The 21836-nt window shown below is 70.8% G+C and carries 17 protein-coding genes and 9 pseudogenes; 15 read left to right on the top strand and 11 right to left on the bottom strand.

Features of this window, described 5'->3' with window-relative positions; all coding sequences use genetic code 11:
• From IG99_RS31680 to IG99_RS46295, 3 genes and pseudogenes are all read left to right on the top strand, one after another.
• A partial coding sequence (locus IG99_RS31680) for an MMPL family transporter (RefSeq protein ID WP_037679987.1) occupies window positions 1-427 on the top strand: 427 nt, incomplete at its 5' end.
• Between the two features lie 90 nt (window positions 428-517).
• Window positions 518-1708: a sensor histidine kinase gene (locus IG99_RS31675; protein ID WP_037679984.1), complete on the top strand. Its 1191-nt coding sequence runs from the start codon at window positions 518-520 to the stop codon at window positions 1706-1708.
• A 13-nt stretch (window positions 1709-1721) separates the two neighbouring features.
• Window positions 1722-2333: pseudogene (locus IG99_RS46295) on the top strand (response regulator transcription factor); the annotation flags it as partial.
• Window positions 2334-2423: 90 nt separating this feature from the next.
• Here IG99_RS46295 and IG99_RS50655 read toward each other — a convergent pair.
• Window positions 2424-3107 (bottom strand): annotated as a pseudogene (locus tag IG99_RS50655) (amidohydrolase family protein); the annotation flags it as partial.
• Window positions 3108-3135: 28 nt separating this feature from the next.
• Between IG99_RS50655 and IG99_RS50650 the strand changes: the two are divergent.
• Window positions 3136-3504: a hypothetical protein gene (locus tag IG99_RS50650; protein ID WP_234312027.1), complete on the top strand. Its 369-nt coding sequence runs from the start codon at window positions 3136-3138 to the stop codon at window positions 3502-3504.
• Between the two features lie 7 nt (window positions 3505-3511).
• Here the strand turns inward: IG99_RS50650 and IG99_RS31665 are convergent, their stop codons facing one another.
• Window positions 3512-3703 (bottom strand): hypothetical protein, encoded by a 192-nt coding sequence (locus IG99_RS31665; protein WP_051866118.1) that lies wholly within the window; start codon window positions 3701-3703, stop codon window positions 3512-3514.
• 80 nt (window positions 3704-3783) lie between these two features.
• On the opposite strand from IG99_RS31665, the gene IG99_RS49755 reads away from it, so the two are divergent.
• The 10 genes and pseudogenes from IG99_RS49755 to IG99_RS31625 all read left to right on the top strand — a co-directional run bounded on the left by IG99_RS49755 (window position 3784) and on the right by IG99_RS31625 (window position 10829).
• The gene (locus tag IG99_RS49755) at window positions 3784-4593 is read left to right on the top strand and encodes a hypothetical protein (RefSeq protein ID WP_037679979.1); all 810 of its coding nucleotides are present in this window, start codon (window positions 3784-3786) and stop codon (window positions 4591-4593) included.
• A gap of 2 nt (window positions 4594-4595) precedes the next feature.
• A complete protein-coding gene (locus tag IG99_RS49750) occupies window positions 4596-5243 on the top strand; it encodes an FAD-binding protein (RefSeq protein WP_199815649.1) in 648 nt (215 codons plus the stop codon).
• On the top strand, window positions 5240-5773 hold the full coding sequence (locus tag IG99_RS48025) for a hypothetical protein (protein WP_037679976.1): 534 nt from the start codon (window positions 5240-5242) through the stop codon (window positions 5771-5773). The genes IG99_RS49750 and IG99_RS48025 overlap by 4 nt, the downstream gene beginning before the upstream one ends.
• A gap of 61 nt (window positions 5774-5834) precedes the next feature.
• Window positions 5835-5969 (top strand): annotated as a pseudogene (locus IG99_RS52100) (4Fe-4S dicluster domain-containing protein); the annotation flags it as partial.
• 85 nt (window positions 5970-6054) lie between these two features.
• Window positions 6055-6618 (top strand): annotated as a pseudogene (locus tag IG99_RS52095) (heterodisulfide reductase-related iron-sulfur binding cluster); the annotation flags it as partial.
• Window positions 6619-6712: 94 nt separating this feature from the next.
• Window positions 6713-7192: a (Fe-S)-binding protein gene (locus tag IG99_RS49740; RefSeq protein ID WP_063768357.1), complete on the top strand. Its 480-nt coding sequence runs from the start codon at window positions 6713-6715 to the stop codon at window positions 7190-7192.
• A 118-nt stretch (window positions 7193-7310) separates the two neighbouring features.
• A pseudogene (locus tag IG99_RS31640) lies at window positions 7311-7813 on the top strand (transposase family protein); the annotation flags it as partial.
• Between the two features lie 459 nt (window positions 7814-8272).
• A pseudogene (locus IG99_RS46280) lies at window positions 8273-8819 on the top strand (transposase); the annotation flags it as partial.
• 265 nt (window positions 8820-9084) lie between these two features.
• A pseudogene (locus tag IG99_RS31630) lies at window positions 9085-9993 on the top strand (penicillin acylase family protein); the annotation flags it as partial.
• A gap of 155 nt (window positions 9994-10148) precedes the next feature.
• Window positions 10149-10829, top strand: a complete 681-nt coding sequence (locus tag IG99_RS31625) for a hypothetical protein (RefSeq protein WP_037679970.1) — start codon at window positions 10149-10151, stop codon at window positions 10827-10829.
• 12 nt (window positions 10830-10841) lie between these two features.
• Here the strand turns inward: IG99_RS31625 and IG99_RS31620 are convergent, their stop codons facing one another.
• The 6 genes and pseudogenes from IG99_RS31620 to IG99_RS31600 all read right to left on the bottom strand — a co-directional run bounded on the left by IG99_RS31620 (window position 10842) and on the right by IG99_RS31600 (window position 19675).
• Window positions 10842-14063, bottom strand: coding sequence for a CHAT domain-containing protein (locus IG99_RS31620; protein WP_037679968.1), 3222 nt, complete (start codon window positions 14061-14063; stop codon window positions 10842-10844).
• 83 nt (window positions 14064-14146) lie between these two features.
• Complete coding sequence (locus IG99_RS31615; protein ID WP_037679967.1) at window positions 14147-15700, bottom strand: acyl-CoA synthetase; 1554 nt, start codon at window positions 15698-15700, stop codon at window positions 14147-14149.
• Entirely contained in the window at window positions 15697-16806 is a 1110-nt protein-coding gene (locus tag IG99_RS31610) for an NAD(P)H-dependent flavin oxidoreductase (protein WP_037679965.1), read from the bottom strand. The genes IG99_RS31615 and IG99_RS31610 overlap by 4 nt, the downstream gene beginning before the upstream one ends.
• 141 nt (window positions 16807-16947) lie before the next feature.
• Window positions 16948-17103 (bottom strand): annotated as a pseudogene (locus IG99_RS46275) (DUF2795 domain-containing protein); the annotation flags it as partial.
• 31 nt (window positions 17104-17134) lie between these two features.
• Window positions 17135-18703, bottom strand: a complete 1569-nt coding sequence (locus IG99_RS31605) for a phytoene desaturase family protein (RefSeq protein ID WP_037679964.1) — start codon at window positions 18701-18703, stop codon at window positions 17135-17137.
• A gap of 132 nt (window positions 18704-18835) precedes the next feature.
• Window positions 18836-19675: an oxidoreductase gene (locus tag IG99_RS31600; RefSeq protein WP_037679962.1), complete on the bottom strand. Its 840-nt coding sequence runs from the start codon at window positions 19673-19675 to the stop codon at window positions 18836-18838.
• A 91-nt stretch (window positions 19676-19766) separates the two neighbouring features.
• Here IG99_RS31600 and IG99_RS31595 point away from each other — a divergent pair, with 91 nt between their 5' ends.
• Window positions 19767-20171, top strand: coding sequence for a MerR family transcriptional regulator (locus IG99_RS31595; protein ID WP_037679960.1), 405 nt, complete (start codon window positions 19767-19769; stop codon window positions 20169-20171).
• A 104-nt stretch (window positions 20172-20275) separates the two neighbouring features.
• On the opposite strand, the gene IG99_RS51470 is transcribed toward IG99_RS31595, so the two are convergent.
• The 3 genes and pseudogenes from IG99_RS51470 to IG99_RS52090 all read right to left on the bottom strand — a co-directional run.
• A complete protein-coding gene (locus IG99_RS51470; RefSeq protein ID WP_199815648.1) occupies window positions 20276-20539 on the bottom strand; it encodes an aldehyde dehydrogenase family protein in 264 nt (87 codons plus the stop codon).
• Window positions 20506-21363: an aldehyde dehydrogenase family protein gene (locus IG99_RS31590; RefSeq protein WP_199815647.1), complete on the bottom strand. Its 858-nt coding sequence runs from the start codon at window positions 21361-21363 to the stop codon at window positions 20506-20508. The genes IG99_RS51470 and IG99_RS31590 overlap by 34 nt, the downstream gene beginning before the upstream one ends.
• An 82-nt stretch (window positions 21364-21445) precedes the next feature.
• A pseudogene (locus IG99_RS52090) lies at window positions 21446-21790 on the bottom strand (nuclear transport factor 2 family protein); the annotation flags it as partial.
• Between the last annotated feature and the right edge of the window lie 46 nt (window positions 21791-21836).

Here is a 21836-nt window from a genome sequence, read left to right as displayed (position 1 = left end):
GGTCGTCGGCATCATGTTCGGCCTGTCCATGGACTACCAGGTCTTCCTGGTCAGCCGGATGCGCGAGGAGTGGGCCCACACCGGCGACAGCCACCGCGCGGTCCGGGTCGGCCAGGCCGAGACCGGCAAGGTGATCGTGGTCGCCGCGACGATCATGGTGTGTGTCTTCGGTTCCTTTGTGTTCGGCGGCATGCGCGTCATCTCCGAGTTCGGCGTCAGCCTCGCCGTCGCCGTCGCCGTGGACGCCCTGCTGATCCGCATGGTCGTCGTGCCCGCGCTCATGCACCTGTGCGGACGGGCCAACTGGTGGCTGCCCCGCCGCCTGGACCGCGCGCTGCCCAACGTGTCCGTGGAAGGCCCCGCCGAGGAGTTCGGGCACCCGCTGCACGCCGTACGGGAGCCGGAGACCACCGGCCTGGCCCGCTGACCGTCAGCACGACGGACCGACATCGCACATCGGCCGGTGGAAGGGTGCTGACCTCGCCTTCCACCGGCCGGCGCTGCTTAGAGTGAGGGAATGGAACTGCCCATGGTGTGGCGACAGTGGCTGGCCCGTCATGACCGCATCACAGACGCTCTGCCCGCGATGCCTCTGGTCGTGATTGCCGCGGCGGCGACCGCCGTCGGTCAGGACGGCTGGCAGGAGCCTCGGTGGCATGAGGTCGCATGGACAGCACTGTCCTGCATGCCCTTGGCCTTCCGGAGCCGCCGGCCGCTGGCGGTCGCCCTGTTCACGGTGGCGGGCGACCTCACGCTGATGGCCGTCGCCTCGCACATCGCGCCGACGCCGGCGGCGAGCCTGGTCGCCCTGTACACCCTCGCCCTCCTCGGCAGCCGGCGCACCGCGTGGACGGTCGGGACAGCGGCGGCCGTGGCGATCACCGGTGTGTACGCCGCCACCCACGGAGAGTCCGTGGTGGCGGGGGCCAGTCTGCTGCGGTTGGACTTCGCGATCGGAGCCACCACGCTGGGCCGCGCCGTCCGCAGCCGCCGTGAGAACCTCGCGGCGGCCAGGGCACGGGTGGAGCGTGCCGAGCGCATGCAGGAAGTGGAGGCCCGGCGCCGGGTCACCGAGGAACGCGTGCGCATCGCGCGCGATCTGCACGACGTCGTCGCCCACCACATCACCCTGGTCAACGCCCAGGCCGGTGTGGCGCACCATCTCATGCGCGCCAACCCCGACCAGGCCTACGAGGCGCTCGCCCACATCAAGGACAACAGCCGCGCTGCGCTCGACGAACTGCGCGCCACCGTCGGCCTGTTGCGCCAGCCCGACGACGCGCCGGACTCGCGGGCCCCCATCCCACGCCTGGCCGATCTCGACAGCCTCGTGGGCGGGTTCCGGGCGAGCGGGCTCCCCGTGTGCGTGTCCCGGACCGGGGATCCTTCGCCGCTGGCGCCGGCCACCGAGCTGACCGCCTACCGGATCATCCAGGAAGCCCTCACCAACACCCACAAGCACGCCTCGGCCACCCGGACCGAGATCATCCTCGCCTACGGCGTGCACGCGCTCAGGGTCACCGTGACAGACGACGGGCGCCCCGGCGCGCCCAGGGGCGCGGGCACCGGTCACGGTCTGATCGGCATGCGCGAACGGGCCGTCGCCATAGGCGGTACCGTCACCGCCGGACCCCGGCCGGAGGGCGGCTTCCAGGTCGTCGCCGAACTGCCCCTCTCGCTCGCCCCCACCCTGTCTGACGCCCCGTGAGGAAAGGCCACTCATGCCCATTCGCGTCCTTCTCGCCGACGACCAGGCCCTGCTCCGCGGCACCTTCCGGCTGCTCATCGGCGCCCAGCCGGACATGGAGGTCGTCGCTGAGGCCTCCAACGGGCGGGAGGCGGCGCGACTGGCCCGGACCGAGCGCGCCGATGTCGTGGTCATGGACATCCGGATGCCCGAAGTCGACGGTATCGAGGCGACCCGGCTGATCGCCCAGGACGAGGACCTGGCCGGGGTGAAGGTCCTCGTCCTGACCACCTTCGAGGAGGACGACCTGGTCATCGAGTCCCTGCGGGCCGGCGCGAGCGGCTTCCTGGGCAAGGGGATCGAACCGGCGCAACTGCTCGACGCCGTCCGCCTGGTGGCCGCTGGCGAGGCGCTGCTCTCCCCAGCGGCCACCAAGGGTCTCATCTCCCGCGTCCTCGCCCACCCCTCCCCCGGCGACCTCGTCGACACCACGCGACTGGCCACCCTGACCCCCCGGGAACGGGAAGTGCTGACACTGGTGGGCTCCGGCCTGGCCAACGACGAGATCGCCGAACGCCTCTTCGTCACCCCCGTCACCGTCAAGACCCACGCCAACCGCGCCATGGCCAAACTCGGCGCCCGCGACCTGTTCGCGGGGGACGTGGGCGAACGGGTCGAAGGAGTACCAGCGCATGGCGTTCTCGTGCGTCATCTTGTTGATGTCGTCGTCCGGCACGGAGTTGGCAATCAGCACCTCGTGGGGTTCCTCGGGGGCGTTGGGCCACATCGAGTCGCTGTGCGGGTAGTCGGCTTCCCAGCAGATGTTGTCGATTCCGATGTCGTGACAGAGCTTCACCCCGATCGGGTCGCTGATGAAGCAGGTCAGGAAGTGCTCGCGGAAGATCTCCGAGGGCCGCCTTCCGCCGAAGTCCTGGAGCGTCCAGGTGGCGTGCATTTCGTAGGTACGGTCCAGGCGGTCCAGGAAGTAGGGGATCCAGCCGGTGCCGCCCTCCGACAGGGCGATCCTGATGGCCGGGTACTCCTTGAGGACGCGGGACCACATCAGGTCGGCGGCCGCCTGAACGAGGTTGATGGGCTGGAGGGTGATCATCACGTCCGGCGGTGCGTCGGGCGCGGTGATAGCGAGGCGGCCGGAGGATCCGATGTGCAGATTCATGACCGTGCCGCAGTCGGTCAGCGCCCGCCATACGGGGTCCCAGTACTCGGAGTGGAAGCTGGGGTAGCCGAGCGGGACCGGGTTCTCCGGGAACGTGAGGGCGTGACACCCCTTCTCGGCGACCCGCCGGATCTCCTGGGCGCACAGCTCGGCGTCCCAGATGGCCGGGAGGGCCATGGGGATGAAGCGGCCGGGGGGGGCGGCGCACCACTCGTCGATGTGCCAGTCGTTGTAGGCGCGCACCAGGGCCAGCGAGAAATCGGAGTCCTCGGTGGCGAACAGGCGGGCGGAAGCCCGGGAAGGAAGGGAAGTTCAGCTGCGCGAGGACGCCACCGGCGTTCATGTCGGCGACCCACTCGTCGACGTCGTAGCAGCCGGGCCTGATCTCCTCCAGGCCCTGCGGCTCCATGCCGTACTCCTCCTTGGGCCGGCCCGCGACCGCGTTGAGTGCGGCGTTGCCGATCCTGGCGTCCCTGAACTGCCAGACGTCGCTGCCATCCTCGCGGTGGACCAGACGCGGAGCGTCCTTCTTGTAACGGGCGGGCAGGTGGTTCGCGAACAGGTCCGGCGGTTCGATGATGTGGTCGTCGACGCTGATGAGGATCATGTCATCGCGGTCCATGGGACTCCTTGTAACTGAGGGCGGATCAGTCCGAGGCGGGCAGGGCCTTGGGCGGTTTGACCGCCAGGGGCCTTCCTCCGTACGTGAGGTGGCCGGCGCCGGAGGCGGTGCAGAGGAGTTCGAGCGTGTCGGCGGGGTCGACGAACCGCTTGCCGATGAGGGTGTCCGGTACCTGGCTGGTCGGCTGTGGGGCGGGGGCTCCCTGGGGCGGCAGCATCGGGCTGCCGCCGCATTCGACCGGGCCCGCCGGACGTGTGCCTGGTCCAACCGAGGACAGCCAACCCCAAGTTCTTCGGGTTGTACCGCATCCTCGCCGAGCACCACGTGCAGTTCGACGTGCTCCGCGAGGACTTGGTGGACCCGGAGCGGCTGCGCCGGTACGCGGCCGTCGTCCTGCCCGACCCCCGCCTGAGCGTCGGAACGGACCGCCCTGTCCTCACCACCGGCGCCACGGGAGCCGACGTCGACGCGCACGTGCAGGGCGCGTACTTCGCGATCCGGCCGGACGACCGGCCGGACGACAGGAAGCAGCTCACCGGCCTCGACAACCTGGACCTGGTGTACCTCTACGGCAGGTTCGCACCGTACGAGGGCGAGGGCGAGGGCTTCCTGGCGTACATCCCGCCGCACATGTTCGGTCCCCCGGAGAAGTGCTACCACACCGAGGTCTCCGACACCCCCGGTCTGGTGCGGACGCCGTCCGGCGATGTGGTGATCCCCTGGAACGTCGGCACCCACTACCAGAGTTACGCCTACGACGGCCACGCCCGTCTGGTGATGGCGGCTCTGCGCGACCTGCTCGGTCTGAAGCCGCGGCTCACCACCGACGCACCCGCCACCGTCGAGGTGGTGGCGCGGGACAACCCCGGCGCCGGCGCCCTCCTCGTCAGCCTCGTCAACCTGACCGGCCAGTCGGGCACCGCCTTCCACGCGCCGGTCCCGGTCCGGGACATCCGGGTGGCTCTCACCACCGACCACACGCCGCTGCGCGCGCACGCGTTGCGGGCGGGCGTGGACATCCCGCTGTCCGCGCACGACGGGACGCTGTCGCTGACGCTGCCCGAGCTGGCGCTCTTCGAGACCGTCGTCGTCGAGTACCGGGAGTAGCCGTGGACGCCTCCGTGATCCGTGAGTTCACAGCCGTCCTCGGCGAGGAGAACGTCCTCACCGAGCCGACCGAACTACGGACGTACGAATGCGACGGGCTGACGGGGTACCGGGTGACTCCCCCGCTGGTCGTGCTGCCGGACTCGGCGGCCGAGGTGGCGGCCGCCGTCGCGGTCTGCGCCCGCCACGGAATCCCCTTCGTGGCGCGCGGCGCCGGCACCGGTCTGCCCGGCGGTGCCCTGCCGGTGGCCGACGGAGTGGTCGTGTCCGTGCAGCGCCTGCGCCGGGTGATCGAGGTCGACCCGGTGAACCGGCGGGCCGTCGTCGAGCCCGGTGTCACCAACCGTGAGATCAGCCGGGCCGCGGAGCCGATCGACCTGTACTACGCGCCGGACCCCTCCAGCCAGCAGGTGTGCACGATCGGCGGGAACGTGGCGGAGACCTCCGGAGGCGCCCACTGCCTCAAGTACGGCTTCACCGTTCACCACGTCCTCGCCGACGGCACGATCACCACGCTGGGCGCAGACTCCCCACAGCAGCCCGGGTACGACCTGCTCGGCGCGTTCATCGGCTCCGAGGGCACTCTCGGCGTCGTCACCAGGGTCGTGGTCCGGCTCTGTTCCACGGCTCGCTGGAAACGCTCGGCGTGATCGCCGAAGTGACCCTGCGGCTGCACCCGTCGGCCGAGGCGTCGTGCACCGTCGCCGCCGTCTGCGCGCCGGAGCAGAGCCTCGGCTTGGCGGACCGGTTGATGCGGGACGGTCTGGAGCCGGTGACACTGGAGTGGTACGACGGCCGGTTGCTGGCCCGCTTCGAGGGCACGTCGGCGGGTGTGGCCCGGCGGGCGCGCGCCACGGGATTCGAGGAGGCCGACCCCTCGGTCTGGGACGGGGTAGCGGGGGTGTCGCCGGGCGAACCCGGTGACACGGTGTTCCGGATCGGCGCGCTGCCCGGCCTGTGGCCATGGGTGGCCGAGCGGGTGCGGGCGGCGGCCGGCTCGCCGCCCGTCTTGAGTGGTGGGCTCGGGACGGGTGTGCACATGTACGGCTCCGGAACACCACGGCCGCCGCGCTCGACCCGCTCCGGGAGGACATCGCCGGCCGGGGCGGCAGCACGGTCGTCCTGCGTCGTGGGACCGACGTGCCGGCGTGGGGCCCGCCGCCGGCATCGGTGGCCGTGATGCGGGCAGTCAAACAGCAGTTCAATCCGTCGGACCGATTCGGTACCGGAAGGTTCTCCCCATGGTTCTGAACTCGTTCGACGAGACGAATCCCCCTCGCCGGGAGTTGCTGGACGATTGCGTCCACTGCGGCTTCTGCCTGCCCAGTTGCCCCACCTACCTGCTGGACGGGAAGGAGATGGATTCGCCGCGTGGCCGCATCCACCTGATGGATCTGGCCGACCGCGGCGAGGTGCCTCTTGACGCCACGTTCGCCCGGCATCGACGGGTGCGTCGGCTGCATGGCCTGTGTCACCGCGTGCCCGTCCGGCGTGCGGTACGACCGGCTGCTGGAGGCGACCAGGCCGCAGGTGGAGCGGAACGTCCCGCGCGCGCCCGCGGACGCGCTCTTCCGCCAGCTGATCTTCAGCTTGTTCCCCTATCCGAACCGCCTGCGCGCGGCCACCGTGCTCGGGCTGCTCTACCAACGCAGCGGCCTGCAGCGCCTCCTCCGCCGTCTGGTCCCGCCCCGACTCCGCGCGCTCGACGGTCTGCTGCCGCCCGTGCGCCTGCGCGCCCTGTTCACCCGTGCCCCGGCCTTCGTGCCCGCACGGACCGAACGACGACTGCGCGTCGCGCTGTTGACCGGATGCGCGCAGCGGGTCTACTTCGGTCACGTCAACGCCGCGACCGTACGGGTGTTGTCCGCCGAGGGCTGCGACGTCGTCGTCCCGCCCGGCCAGCCTTGCTGCGGCGCGCTGAGCATGCACGTGGGCCTGGACTCCGACGCGGCGCGGCGGGCACGCGCCACGATCGACGCCCTCGGCGACCTGGACGTGGACGCGATCGTGGTCAACGTCGCCGGCTGCGGGGTCCACGCTCAAGGAGTACGGCGAGCTGCTGCGCGACGATCCCGGCTACGCCGAACGAGCCGAGGCGTTCTCGGCGAAGGTCCGCGACGTGAGCGAGCTGCTCGCCTCACTCACGCCGGTAGCCCCGCGCCATCCGCTGCCGGCCCGGGTGGCCTACCACGACGCCTGCCACCTGGCCAACGCACAGCGGATCACGGCCGAGCCACGGCAGCTCCTCGGAACGGTCCCCGGCCTGACCCTGGTCGACGTGGCGGAGCCGGAGATCTGCTGCGGCTCCGCAGGCATCTACACCCTGGTGCAGCCCGAGCCCGCCGAACGGCCGGGCCTGCGCAAGGCGGACAACCTCCTCGCCGGCGGGCCAGACGTGATCGCAACGGGGAACGCGGGCTGCTTGCTGCAGATACGCCGTCATACGGGCGACCCCGGCATCCCCGTCGTCCACCCGGTCGAGCTTCTTGATGCCTCCCTCCGCGGCGATACGTCGATCCTGCGGGCCGCGCACCCGCCGAGGGGCCTCCCGGGTCCGGACTCGGTTCCGGCCGACCCGCAGGATGCGCCCCGGCCGTGACGCCGAGAACCCGGAGCTGCCGGTCCGTCTGACGGCGGCAGCTGTGGGAGCTCGGTGCGGATCCAGTCCTCGCTGCCTACGGAGCGACGGTGGAGGCGGGCCTGCGGGGTCCCTTCGTACGCGGACGGCCGATGCCGCGGACCGGTTGTGGATCGTGGACGGCACCCTGGTCCCGGTCCGCGACCGGAACATCGGCTCATCGTCACGCAACTACCGGTTCTCGGCGAACGTGCAGGTCATCGTCGATGCCGACATCCGCCTTGTGATCGCCGCCGCCCGCCGGGTGCCCGGCACCACCGCGGACGCGCACGCCTGGCGGGCCTCCGGGCTGAGCGAACACTGCCAGGGCGTGACCGTCCTGGGCGACGGCGCCTATCTCAACTGCGGGATGGTCATGCCGCACCGCAAACGGCCTCACCGGCCCCTGCTGCCGGGCGAGGAGGACGACAACGCCGCCCACCGCAAGGTGCGAGCGCGCGTGGAGCATGTGATCGGCCGGATGAAGAACTACAAGATCCTCCGCAACTGAAGCAGCACGGCGACGGCCTCCACCACGCGGTCCAAGCCGTCGCGCATATCCACAACCTCGCCCTCGCATCATGCAGAAGACCGCGATCATAGGCCCTGACCTACCCAAACACGGCCTTGTGCAACGCGCTTTAGGTCGGGCGTCTCGCCGGTGGCGAGGGTGGCCAGGGCCTGGGGAGATGTTGATGCCAGTGGCCAGCTCGAGGAGGAGTGGTATGAGGTCCCCCGTCGGCCGACCGTTGACCTCGATCAGGCGGGGACCGCTCGTCGTCGACCGCAGCTCGACGTGAAGCACCCCCAGCTCAGGCCCAGAGCCCGGACCGCGGCGGCCACGACCCCTTCAACAGGCCGCTCGACCTACTCGGCATCGCCTGACCTGCACGATCACCCGCAACCCGGACTTTGAAACGACCCTGCCTCATGCCTCCCGCCTCGGGCACGAGAAGATACCGAGGGAGAAGCAGTACCTGCGTGTACTGCTTCGCCCGCAAGACCCACAGCTAAGGTCCCGGCCAGGAACTTCGCTTAGTAGCGGAAGAGAACCTGGGTGCTCTGGCCTGCCCTGCGAGCGCATTCGGCGGGGTCCACACCGGAGGCCAGCCAGGAGCCGAACTCACCGGCGGCGTCCTGGACGGCCGACCAAAGGGCATGCGGCGGATCATCCGGAAGGAAAGGCCGCACCCTGGGGCCCCGTTGAGGCTGACCCCCGTGGAAGGCATGCGGCTTGGTGTTTCGCCTCCAACACCTCCAGCCGGCCGGGCGCCAAGCTCGGGCTCCGGCACCGGCTGCGGGCCCGTGTCGAGGACCACATCAGGGCCGCCCGGGCCACCGGCTGCGGATTCTCCCCCTGCACCGCACGGCCCAGAACCAGATCTGGCTGGAGATCGCGCTGGACCTGCTGGCCTGAATGCCGATGCTCGCACTGACCAGCAAGACCAGACTCCGGGAGCCCCGCCGCCTGCGGCTCCGCCCGTTCACCACGGCCAGGCAACTCGTGACCATCGGCCATCGGCGGATCCTCCGCCTGGCCCGGCACCGGCCCTGGAGCAACCACATCACCGCCGCCCTCAACCGGCTCAACCAACTCCCGGACCCAGGCTGGCCAATAGATGCCCCGTCCCTTCGACAGCACCTCAAACCCGGAGCAGTGGAATCCGGCGCCATCCCGAAGCGACACTCGTGTCTTCAGCCTGCACAGCCCCAGCCCACGGCACGAAAACGGTCCACCGACTCCGTCGGCGAACCGTCACGAAATTTCAAGGCTAACGGAGTCCTGTCTCCTTGCGGGTCAACGCCACGTTTCTGCTATCGGGGCGTCAGATCACCCAATTCCGCTGAATACCCAGGGTTAACAGCCAGGTTGACCAGCGCCTTTGTCCACGCTTCCTACGTTGGACAACTCCAACGACAGTGCCTGGCTTGCCAACGCGGACCGGCCGCTGACGGGGTACGAGCGGATCTTCGGCACCGTCGGCACGCAGCGCTCCCTGCGGACGCGGGGCGCGCTCGAGGACGTGGCGGCGCTGGCCCGGCGCGGCGGCCTGACCGTGCGGGACCTCCAGCGGCAGCAGTACGCGAACCGTGTGCCGGCGGGTGATCTGGTCGCCGCCGACGCGGCGAAGGCGTGCGCGGCGCTGCCCGGCGGTACGGCGACGGGCAGCGACGGCGCGGCGGTCGACGTGCGGGAGGCGTGCGCGGTGCTCGCCACGTGGGACCGCGCGGCGACCACCGACAGCCGCGGGGCCCTGCTCTTCGACCGCTTCTGGCGCAAGCTGCCCGCCTCCCAGCTGTGGAAGGTGCCGTTCTCGGCCGCCGACCCCGTCCACACCCCGAACACGCTGGACACCACCGCCCCCGCCTTCACGAAGGCTCTCGCGGACGCGGTGGCCGAACTCCGCGCGGCGGCGATCCCGCTGGACGCCCCGCTCGGCAAGCACCAGTTCGTCGTACGGGACGGGCGGCGCATCCCCGTCCCGGGCGGCACGGAGTCGCTCGGCGTCTGGAACAAGGTCGAGCCCGTGTGGAACCCGGCGGACGGCGGCTACACGGAGGTGACGACCGGCTCGAGCTACATCCAGGCCGTCGGCTTCGACGACGGCCGCTGCCCGGTGGCCCGCACGGTCCTGACGTACTCCCAGTCGTCGAACCCGAACTCGCCGCACTACGGCGACGAGACACGGCTGTTCTCGGCCGGGCGGTGGGTGACGTCCCGGTTCTGCGAGAAGGACATCCTGTCGTCGCCGGCGCTGCGGGTGGTGCGGGTGCGCTCGTAGCGGAGTGGCGGTCCGCCGTCCCGGGAGCGGCGGACCGTCCGTACTTCCGTGCGCCGTTGTCCTCCGGGGGGCCGGGTCGCAGAATGACGGAGCACGTGCGATGTCGGGGAGCGAGGGGGCCGAGGCCGAAGGGCCGCGGATATATCGGGGGGATCATGGGATTCGACGTCGACATTCCCGAACCGTCCTATGTCGAGCTGGAGCTCGAACCCGTCAAGGTGCTGCACGGCCCCTTCGACCCGCACGCGGTGAGAGAGCGGGTCTATCTCGGTCACCCCCTGGTGTGGCGGCTCGAACCGGACGCGCTGCCGGAGGATCTGAGGCCGTACGCCGAGCAGAACGCGCAACACCGCGTGTTCCACCTCATGCTGCTGGAGGTGAACTTCCGGCACGATCCCCGCGAGCCCGTCCTGCTGGTGAACCTCGAGGTGATGCTGAGCGCCGGTGCTCACCAGCAGGGCAAACCGGCGGTCGCCATCCGCGTGTCGCCCCGCGGTCTGAGCACGCCCCGTGTCCGCAGCAGCAGGCTCGCCGTCGCGGCCGACTTCGGCGTGCTGAAGCCCGAGGCCGAGCGCAGTCGGCAGGACGAGGCGGGCGAGCCCTATCTCCGTGTCGAAGGTGTCGGCACGTCGGTCGTCCACTGGGAGTTCACTCGCGTCGCCCCTCGGGAACTGGCCGACCCGCACCAGCTCACGCTGCTCACCGACACGCCCCGGGGCGTGCCGGTCGACGCCGTGCTGAGCCTGTCGGCGACCGTGCGCAGGAAGCGGGCGGGGTTCGTCAACTGCACGGCACGGATCCCGGACTTCCTCGCGATCACACCCGTGTCGGGCTGACGCGGGGGGGGCTCAGGTCCAGGCTCCGACGAAGGTGAACGCTCCCCAGAGGCGATAGGCCGGGTAGCGTTCGCGGGCCGTGAGCTGTGCGGCGCGAAAGGCCTTCCGCTTTCCTTCCCCGGCGTCCAGGCGCACGTACAGCTCCTCGAAGAACACCGACGCCACGTCCGCCGTCACCGGCCACAGGGCCCCGATCACCGTGGACGCCCCGGCCAGCAGGAAGGCGGCGGGCAGCCCGCGGAGGTTGTCGTTGAGGTCGTAGCGGCCCATGGCCGACTCGCAGGCACTGAGTGTGACCAGGTCGAGACGGCTCAGGTCGGCCTGCGCGACCTGGAAGGCGTAGAGCCTGCCGTCGTTGTCGGGGTCGGGATTCAGGTACAGGCACTGGAACCAGGCCGCCTCGGCGTCGTGCGAGCCGTGCGCGGCGATGTGCAGGTGCGTCGCGTGCTCGGCGGCGGCCAGCAGGCTCGCCGGGGTGACCTCGGCATCCTCCATGAGCCGGCTCGGCCGTACGCGTGCGGCCAGGTTCCGTACGTGCTCGCTCACCGCGGCCTGTTCGACGAGGCCGAAGGCCGGATGGGCGGTGCGGGTGCCGGCGATGACGATCCGACGCGGCGCCACCGGCGAGGCGGGGTCGCCCAGGACGGCCGTCGTCGGAATCGTCGTCACCGTCCAGTCGTCGGCCAGGGGACGGCCGTCGTGGTGCAGCAGATGGAACGGTACGTAGTGCAGGGGGCCGTGGGGCCAGAAGCAGAGGTGCCTGCGGCCCTCGGAGCGCCAGCGCTCGAGCGCCTGCGCCGGCGGGCCGCCGAGGCGGACGTAGCAGCGGGACAACAACTCGCCGGCGTGCGGGCCGACGGGTCGGCTGTGTCCGTCGGCGTTGAGGTACAGCCGCAGGTTGGCCACGTCCGCGGCGAGCGGGTGGAACTTCACCAGCTGGTCCTCGCTCGTCATGCCGACCACACCGGCCACGGCGTCCAGGCGCATGAGGTAGCCCTCGCACCCGTCGGCGGTCACGGCGATCAGGGTGAGACAGGCTTTGTTCACCGGCACTTCGGCCGTGTTGGTGCCCGCCAGCTCTCCGACGAACAACGACACGAGCACCGTGTCGGCCGGCAGCACGTGCCTCAGACGCCCGAGTTCGGTGCTCGGATGCCGGGTCGACAGGCCCGGGTCGTCCGACGTCAGGAGGTCACCCAGCAGGTCGCGCGTCACTGACCGGTCGAAGGCCTGGCGCAGGCTCCGCAGGGAGCCTTCCACCGTGGAGTCCGGCGCCGATTCGCCGAGCGTCACGTAGTACAGGGCGGACATGCCGCTCGGCACCCAGTCGAGGGTCTCCTCGAGCTCGTCGATCCGCGGCGGCACGTACGGTCCGAGGGCGGCCTCACGGCCGCGGATCTCCGCCATCAGCCCCGTGGAGGCCGGGCCGACGCGCCGGGGCCGGGCGTTGTCGAGCAGGATGCCGACGTCGACGCCCTTGAACATGCAGTGGTGCGTGAAGGTGATGGCGGGCGGCACATCCTCCGCCCGCAGTTCCTGGTCCGCCAGGAGGCCGAGAGAGTGTACGAAGTCCTCGTTTCCCTGCACCATCGACGGGGTCAGCGTCCGGACGACGGGGTTCAGCGCCATGAGCACCAGTGCCGACACCCGGATCGGGTCCTCGGCGTCCTCGACGGGTACGAAACGGCCGATGACCTCCTGTGCGAACGTCCGCATCAGCTTGGGCAGCCGCAGGTGGGACAGGAGCCTCACCTGTTCCTCGGCGATGTCCGCGTACTCCAGGAACGCCTCGCGCACCCGGCCTGCCCCGGCCAGTGCATCGGCGTACCGGCGTCGTGCCGACACCGCCATGTGGAGCATCAGCCACTGGTGGCCTTCGGCGTACACCGAGTCCAGTTCGGCGACCTTGGCGAGCAGTGCGGCCGCTCCCGCGCCGTCGGCGTCCCGGACGTGGCTGATCAGGTGGAGCAGTGTCGCCGCGGCGGCGGCCGGTTCTTCCCGGCCGAGCGCGTCGATCTGCGGCAGTTGCTCCTCCACCGCGGCGAGCCCCGCCCGGCGCTCCATCCCTTGGCAGACGTACCGGTTCTCGGGCAGTCGGTGCACGATCATGTCGTAATAGCTGAGGATCAGTTGCCGGTTGGAGAGGTCGGGCAGGACCTCCTCGGCGCACGCCTGGAGCTCTGCGAGGAGTGCGGGGCGGTCGATGAAGCGCCCGGTCACGATGAGCGTGGTGAGGGTGCGGTCCGGGCCGTGGGCGTCCCTGAGGCGGTCGAACGGGCTCGGGAGGAGTTCGTCCAGGTGGCGCGGTGCGGGCCTGGCTCCGTACCCGACCAGCAGGTCGAGCAGGAGCAGGCGGTCTTCGGGGGCTCGTTCGGCGTCCAGGTGGACGAGTGCCTCCTCGGCCGTCTCCAGCAGTCGCCGTTCGAAGTCGACCACGTTCTCGCCCAGGAGCCGCAGGAAGTCCAGGGCGCGCACCTTCCGGTACAGACACAGCCCTCTTACATGACCACGGGCCGTTGCCAGGGCCCGTTCGAGCTGGGCGAGGGCGCTTTCGGCGGCATGGACGGGGTACGGCATGGGTGCCCTGTCCATGTCCTCGCTGACCCGGATCGGGCTCTGGGCGATGCGATGCCGCTCGCCGATGTCGGGGCCCAGCATCAGGGTTCGGCGCTTCGGGCCCACCGGGTCGATCCACTCGGCGAGCCTCTCCCACACCGCTTCCTTGTCGTAGTTCGCCAGGTAGGGGCCCAGGATCAGCGCGGCCGCGCCCTGGAGTGTGTCGGCGCGTTCCTGTTCCTCCGACGCGGCCAGAGCACGGGCCTGACGGGAGAGGCGGCGCCTGCGCAGTCGCTCGATGCGGTCGTCCAGGATCGCGATCTGGCGGTCGACGACCGCGAGGGCGTGGTTCAGCCGGTCGCCGTCCGCCACGCGCTCCAACCGTGTCCGCGCCAGTTCCACGTAGACGTCGGCGGCTGTCCACCAGGGCGAGTCCCGGTCCTCGCCCCAGCGGGCCCGCGCGGCCAGGAGGGTGAGGTGGGCCAGGACACAGGCCCGTTCCGGGGACCGGTCCAGAACCTGCCCGGCCAGTCGGCAGGCGGCACGCACGTCGTCCTCGGTGAGCGCGGACCAGTCGCGGTTCGCCACGCTCGTCGTCGCGAAGCGGAGGGTGATGATCCGTTCGGTCACCCGGTCGGCCAAAACGAACAGTTCCTGCACGGGCGCCCCGGGCTCCATGGCGCTCCCTTCGGAGACGGCCCAGGGAGCATGCCCTCCGGAGCGGGCGCGCACGCGCGGTCGGCCGGGTTCCTGACTGGGTGTCACACGGCCCGGTCGCGGCCCTCCCAGTACGGCTCGCGAAGGCGGCGCTTGTACAGCTTGCCGTTGGGGTCTCGGGGCATTTCCGGGGTGAAGTCGATGCTCTTGGGGCGTTTGTAGCCGGCGAGGTGTTCGGCGCAGTGGTCGAGGAGCGCGGCGGCGAGGGCGGGGCCTGGTTCGTGGCCGGGGGCCGGTTCGACGACAGCCTTGACCTCCTCGCCCCAGTCGTCGTGCGGGATGCCGAAGGCGGCGGCGTCGGCGACGGCGGGGTGGGAGAGGAGGGCGGACTCGATCTCCGCGGGGTAGATGTTCACGCCACCCGAGATGATCATGTCGATCTTGCGGTCGCGGAGGAAGAGGTAGCCGTCCTCGTCGAGGAGGCCCAGGTCGCCGACGGTGAAGAAGTCGCCGATGCGGTTCTTGCGGGTCTTGGTCTCGTCCTTGTGGTAGGCGAAGCCGCCGGTCGTCATCTTGAGGTACACCGTGCCGAGTTCGCCGGGCGGGAGACGGTTGCCGTCGTCGTCGAAGATGGCGAGCTCGCTGATGGGCCAGGCCTTTCCGACCGTGCCGGGCTTCTTCAGCCAGTCCTCCGCCGTGGCGAAGGCTCCGCCGCCCTCGCTGGCCGCGTAGTACTCCTCCACGCAGGGGCCCCACCAGTCGAGCATGGCCCGCTTGACGTGATCGGGGCAGGGCGCGGCGCCGTGGATGGCGTGGCGCATGGAGGAGACGTCGTAGCGGGCCCGCACCTCGTCGGGGAGGGCGAGGAGGCGGTGGAACTGGGTGGGGACCATGTGCGTGTGGGTGCACCGGTGGGTGTCGATGAGCCGGAGCATCTCCTCGGGCGTCCACTTGTCCATCAGGACCAGGCGGTGGCCGATGTGCAGGGACGCGCCCGCGAACTGGAGGACGGCCGTGTGGTAGAGCGGCGAGCAGACCAGGTGCACGTTGTCGTCGAACGGCCTGATGCCGAAGATGCCGAGGAAGCCGCCGAGGTAGGCCTCCTCGGGGGGCTTGCCGGGCAGCGGGCGCCGGATGCCGCGCGGGCGGCCGGTGGTGCCCGAGGTGTAGTTCATGACCCAGCCGAGGGTGCGGTCGGCAGGGGCGGACTCCGGCTGCCCGTCCAGGAGTTGGGCGTACGGGCGGAAGCCCTCGACCGCGCCGACTGAGTACCGGTGGGTGGCCGGCAGGTCCGCCTCCTCGGCGGCCCGGCTTGCGGCGTCGGCGAAGCGTTCGTGGGCGAGGAGCACCTTGGCGCCGGAGTCGGAGACGATCCAGGCGATCTCTGGACCGACGAGGTGGTGGTTGACGGGGACGAGGTAGAACCCGGCCTGCGTGGCGGCGAGGTACGCGGTGAGGAACTCGACGCCGTTGGGGAGGACGACGGCGAAGACGTCGCCGCGTTCGAGTCCTGCGGCGCGCAGTCCGTGCACGAGCCGGTTGGCGGCCGCGTGCAGGCGTCCGGCGGTCCACTGCTCGCCGTCGGGGGCGACCAGGACCGTGCGGTCGGGGTCCTGGCCGGCCTGGGCCCAGAAGCCGGCGGGGGGTGTGCTCGTCACTGGCCGCTCCTTCCGGCAATGCGGTTGACGCGGTCGACGGCGCGTTCGAAACCGCGGGTGAGGTCGTCGAAGACGGCCTGGACACTGCGTTCGCTGTTCATCCGACCGACGATCTGGCCGACGGGGGTGCCGAGCAGCGGCTCGACCTCGTACTTCTGGATGCGGGAGACGGCCTCCGCGACGAGCAGGCCCTGCAGGGGCATGGGGAGGGTGCCGGGGCCGTCCGGGTCGTCCCAGGCGTCGGTCCACTCGGTGCGCAGCTGGCGGGCGGGCTTGCCGGTCAGGGCACGGGAGCGGACGGTGTCGCCGGAGCCGGCGGCGAGCAGCTTGCGGGTGAGGGCGGGCGAGTGCAGGTCGGCCTCGGTGGTGGTGAGCCAGACGGAGCCGAGCCAAACGCCCTGGGCGCCGAGGGCGAGCGCGGCCGCCACCTGCTGTCCGCTGCCGATGCCGCCCGCGGCCAGGACCGGCAGCGGGTCCACCGCCTCGACGACCTCGGGGGTGAGCACCATGGAGGCGATCTCGCCGGTGTGCCCGCCGGCCTCGTACCCCTGCGCCACGACGACGTCGATGCCCGCGTCCTTGTGCTTGCGGGCGTGGCGGGCGCTTCCGGCCAGGGCGGCGACGAGGACACCCTGGTCGTGGGCGCGGGCGACGACGTCGGCCGGGGGTGAGCCGAGGGCGTTGGCGAGCAGCCGGATCGGGTAGTCGAAGGCGACGTCGAGCTGGGTGCGGGCGACCTGCTCCATCCAGCCGGTGATGCGCCACCCGGACGCCTCGCCCTCGGCGAGCTCGGGCACCCCGTGCTTGACCAGGGTCTCCCTGACGAAGTCCCGGTGCGCCTCCGGGATCATCGCCTCGACGTCGGCCTCGGTCACTCCCTCGACCTTCTTGGCGGGCATGACGACGTCGAGGCCGTACGGCCGTCCGTCGACGTGGGCCTCGATCCAGTCGAGGTCGCGTTTGAGTTCGTCGGGGGCGGTGTAGCGGACCGCGCCGAGCACGCCGAAGCCGCCCGCCCGGCTGATGGCAGCGGCGACGGCGGGAAACGGCGTGAAGCCGAAGACGGCGTGCTCGACCCCGAGTTGGTTGCTCAGCTCCGTCTGCATGGGCGCAGGATGCCGCAGCCGTCCGGACGACGGAAGAGGTTTTCTGATGCTGCGTCAGATTTTCTGCGCGCCCGACCACGGCCGCCGCGAGCGGACCGACACCGACCCGCCGGCCGGCCGCGGAGGGACCGGCCTCGGCCGCTACTGGCCGAGGAAGGCCTTCCGCACCTCGTTCGGCCCGTCGAAGTGGTCCTGCTTCAATCCGTCGAGGCGGCTGACGACTTTCTCGTCCGCCTTGTTCTGGCGGACACGTTCCACCAGGTGCTGCTTGTCGGTCGGGCAGTTCATGCCGCAGAGGGCTCCCTGGAGGCCCCACGTATGCGACTCCTCAGCGGCCGGCGGCTTCCAGCACCGCCATCGCCGCGTTGTGCCCCGGCACCCCGCTCACGCCTCCCCCGCGCACCGCCCCCGCTCCGCACAGCAGGACGTTCGCGTGCCGGGTCTCCACTCCCCAACGGCCCGTGTCCTCTTGGGCGTACGGCCAGGACAGGTCGCGGTGGAAGATGTTCCCGCCGGGCAGCCGCAGGTCGCGCTCCAGGTCCAGCGGGGTCTTCGCCTCGATGCAGGGCCGGCCCTCGGCGTCGGTGGCGAGGCAGTCGGCGACGGGCTCGGCGAGGTGGGCGTCGAACTGGGCGAGGGTCAGCCGCAACAGTTCCGCGCGTACGGCGTCGTTGTTCCGTTCGAAAAGGCGTGCGGGGGTGTGCAGGCCGAACAGTGTCAGGGTCTGATAGCCCTGCCGCACCAGGTCCGGGCCGAGGATCGTCGGGTCGGTGAGCGAGTGGCAGTAGATCTCCGAGGGCGGGGCGGCGGGCAGTTCACCGGCCGCCGCCTGGGCGTGGGCGGTGGCGAGCTGGTCGTAGCCCTCGGCGATGTGGAAGGTGCCGGCGAAGGCCTCGCGCGGATCGACGGAGGTGTCCCGCAGCCTGGGCAGCCGCTTGAGCAGCATGTTCACCTTGAGCTGGGCGCCTTCGGCGGGCCTGGGCGGGGCGTCGCCGGTGAGGGCCGCGAGGTGCTGCGGCGAGGCGTTGACCAGGACGTGCCGGGCGGTGACGGTACCCTCCGCGTCGGCCGTCCGGTAGCCGACCTCGGCGGTGGTGCCGTCCGTGTCGATCCGCACGGCCTCGTGTCCGGTGGCGAGGACGGCACCGGCGGCGCGGGCCGCTGCGGCCAGCGCGTCGGTCAGGGCCCCCATGCCGCCGACGGGGACGTCCCAGGCGCCGGTACCGCCGCCGATGACGTGGTAGAGGAAGCAGCGGTTCTGCTTCAGCGAGGTGTCGTGGGCGTCGGCGAAGGTGCCGATGAGCGCGTCGGTGAGGACCACGCCCCGGACCAGGTCGTCGGTGAAGTGCTCCTCGATCGCGACGCCGATCGGCTCCTCGAAGAGCGTCCGCCAGGCGTCCTCGTCGTCGATGCGGCGGCGCAGCTCGTTCCGGGTGGGCAGCGGCTCGGTGAGCGTGGGGAAGACCCGCTGGGCGACGCGGTTCGTGCGGTCGTAGAAGCGCTGCCAGGCCGCGTACTCGCCCTCGCCGCCGGTCAGTCGGGCGAACGCCTCGCGGGTGCGGCGTTCGCCGCCGCCCACGAGGAGCCCGGTGGGCCGGCCCGCGCGCTCGACGGGTGTGTACGAGGAGATCGTGCGGCCGCGGACGCGGAAGTCCAGGCCGAGGTCCCGCACGATCTTCTTCGGCAGCAGGCTGACCAGGTACGAGTACCGTGACAGCCGGGCGTCGACGCCGGCGAAGGGGCGGGTGGAGACGGCGGCGCCCCCGGTGTGGTCGAGCCGCTCCAGCACCAGGACGGACCGTCCGGAGCGGGCCAGGTAGGCGGCGGCGACCAGGCCGTTGTGGCCGCCGCCGACGATGACGGCGTCGTACGCGCGGTGTCCCTCGAGTGCAGGCATGGTTCTTCGTAACACGCGATGATCACAATCAGCCAGAGACAGGCCCGGCCGACGGCGGCGGATCCGGCGACCACCCGGCACCCCGGCCCCACCCTGACCGCCGCGCTGCTGGTCAACCGGCGGGGACAGTCCTCAGATCGCGGTCGAGAGTGCTACGTGACGCCAGCGGTCGAGTTCACCTCGCACCAGATCCAGCTTCGCCTCGACACGCTCGACCGCGTCCGCGCCCAACTGCAGCCGCAGCGGGGGCTCGGCGGCCTCGGTGACGTCGACGATGGCTTTGGCCGCCTTCACCGGATCGCCTGGCTGGCGGCCGTCGTTCTGGGCCAGTGCCTCGCGCACCGGTCCCGCGCCGGCGGCGTAGTCCGCAATGGAGGCTGGTTCGATCTGGATGCTGGAGCCGCTGAGGAAGTCGGTGCGAAAGCCGCCCGGCTCCACGATCGTGACGCGCACGCCGAGTGGGGCCAGCTCGCCGTGCAGTGCCTCGGAGATGCCCTCCAGGGCGAATTTCGACGCACCGTACAGGCCCACCGCCGGAGCAGTGGAGAAGCCACCCACGGAGCTGATGTTCACGATGTGTCCGGAGCGCCGGGCGCGCAGCGTGGGCAGGGTCGCACGCAACGTGTTGAGCGCGCCGAACACGTTGACGTCGAACAGTGCTCGGGCTTCCTTGTCGGAGATCTCCTCGATCGCGCCCACGAGTCCGTAACCGGCGTTGTTGACCACGACGTCGATCCGGCCGAATTCAGCCAGGCCCGCCTCCACCGCAGCCGTCAGCTGCTCCGGTTCAGTCACGTCCGCGCTCACCGCCAGCAACCCGTCAGGATTTTCCGGGTACGCGCGCTGCACCGCCGACCTGTCCCTCGCCGTAGCGATCACGCGATGCCCGCGGTTCAGAGCCTCACGCGTGATCTCCGCGCCGAGCCCACGCGAAGCACCGGTGACAAACCAAACGCCCATGTTCTCCCGCATCCCCTCGTCCGATGGCCCCGATGGCCGACAGTCCGACGGTAGAACCTAGAGTCGGGTCTAGATCAACAGATGGTTGACAGGGAGGGCGCTCATGGATTTGAGCATCGGCGAGGTGGCTCAGCGCAGCGGGCTCAGCGTTCACGCATTGCGCTTCTACGAACGGGAGGGCCTGTTCGCCAACCCGGTACGCCGCCTGTCCAACGGCCGCCGGATCTACCACGAGGAGGACCTGGAATGGCTGGCGATCTGTACGAAGCTGCGCTCCTCCGGCATGTCACTGGCGACGATCCGGCAATACATCGACCTGGCCCGCCAGGGCCCGGGAAACGAGCATGAGCGCCTCGAGTTGCTGCGTCGGCACGAAAGCGACGTAGAGAAGCAGATTCGGGATCTGCAAGAGACCTTGCAGGTGATGCGATACAAGGTACGGATCTACGAGGAGCATGTCGTCCGCGGTGAAGCCGACCGGCTCTGGAATCCGTCCCGCCCGGAGTGAGGATGCGGCCAGGCGGGCGGGTGCCGTTTCCTCGCGGCTGGGACGGCAGCCTCCTCACTGTGGGGGGCCAGAGCGCCGGAGGGGCTCGCAGCGGCCGTGGCCCGTCAGAACGCGAAGTCGCGAGGCTCCCCGCGCAGCGTGATCCAGCGGAGTTCGGTGAATTCCTCCGCCGCGAAGCCCGTGCCGAAGCGGCCCCAGCCGCTCTCCTTCACACCGCCGAAGGGCATGTTCGGCTCGTCGTTGACCGGTTGGTCGTTGACGTGCACGATCCCTGCCTCGAGACGGCGGGCGATGTCCAGTCCACGATGGGCGCCGCTGGTCAGGACACCCGCGGTCAGCCCGTAGCGGGAGGCGTTCGCGCGCTCCACCGCATGGTCGGCGTCGTCGACGTCTCCAGGATCACGACCGGGCCGAAGGTCTCGTCGAAGGAGACTTCGGCGTCCTCGGGTACGTCGGTCAGAACGGTTGGCGGGTACCACGGCGGCTCGGCCACTCCCCCGGTCAGGAGACGGGCGCCCATCGAGACGGCCTCCTCGACGCGGCGGTCCAGGAGGGACAGCGCCCATTCGTTGATGACCGGTCCGAGCACGGTACGTGGATCGCGCGGGTCGCCGACGGGCAGCGCCGCGGCCTTCTCGGTGAAGAGGCGGGTGAATTCCTCGGCGATCGGCCGCTCGACGTAGATACGGCGGGCGCACATGCACACCTGTCCCTGGTGCACGAACGCGCCGTAGATCGCGGCGTCTACCGCGTAGGACAGGTCGGCGTCGGCGAGGACGAGGAGGGGGTTCTGGCCGCTGAGCTGGAGGACGATGCGCGTGAGGTGGCGGCCTGCCGTCTCGGCGAGGCGGCGGCCGGTGGGCGTGGAGCCGGTGAAGTTGACGCGGCGCACCGCCGGATGGGAGAGCAGCGCGTCGGCTATCGCGCCGGCGTCGCCGGGGGCATGGGTGATCACGTTGAGGACGCCCGGAGGGAGTCCGGCCTCGGCGAAGATCTCCGCCCAGAGCGTGCCGCCGGTGAGGGGGGACTCCTCGGACGGCTTGAGGACGACCGTGTTGCCGAGGGCGATCGGGCCGACGATGCTGCGGCCGGACAGCACCAGGGAGGCGTTCCACGGGGCGATGGCCGCGACGACTCCGACCGGCTGACGGACGGCGAGCGCCCGGGTGCCTGGGATGTCCGAGGGCAGCACCTGTCCGACAGCGGTGGACCGTGCCTCGGTCCCCGGCCGACGTCTTCGCCAAGCCCTGCACGACCACGAGATCGCCCTGGGTCACGGTCCGCCTGAAGGTCAGCGAGGTGTCCGGGAACTGCTGGAGGTAGCCCGTGACGCCGCTGACGAAGGCGTCGCGGCCGTTGCCGAAGTTCGGGTTGTGCTGGATGTCAGTGTCGGCGCTGATGTACTTCTCGGCGGCCTTGCCCGGCCGGTGCTGGTTGAAGGCCTCGTCCAGGAGGGCCACGGCGGCCTTCTGGTTGCGCAGTTCCTGAGCGGACAGATGGCTGGTCGCACGCGCCGGCGTGACGTGTTCCGGCGTGGCCAAGGCGGAGGGAACGATCACCGCGCCGGCCACGAGGGCGACGGCGGCTGCGGGCAGGGAGATACGAAGGGAGCGGTTCATCGTCAGGATCACCTTTGCTTTTTCAGCGAACCTGGCATGCGCATGA

The organism is Streptomyces griseus subsp. griseus (assembly GCF_000720255.1).
Lineage (GTDB): Bacteria > Actinomycetota > Actinomycetes > Streptomycetales > Streptomycetaceae > Streptomyces > Streptomyces griseus_I.
Note: the sequence above shows the minus strand (reverse complement) of the source record. Positions and strands in the feature narration are given on the sequence as shown.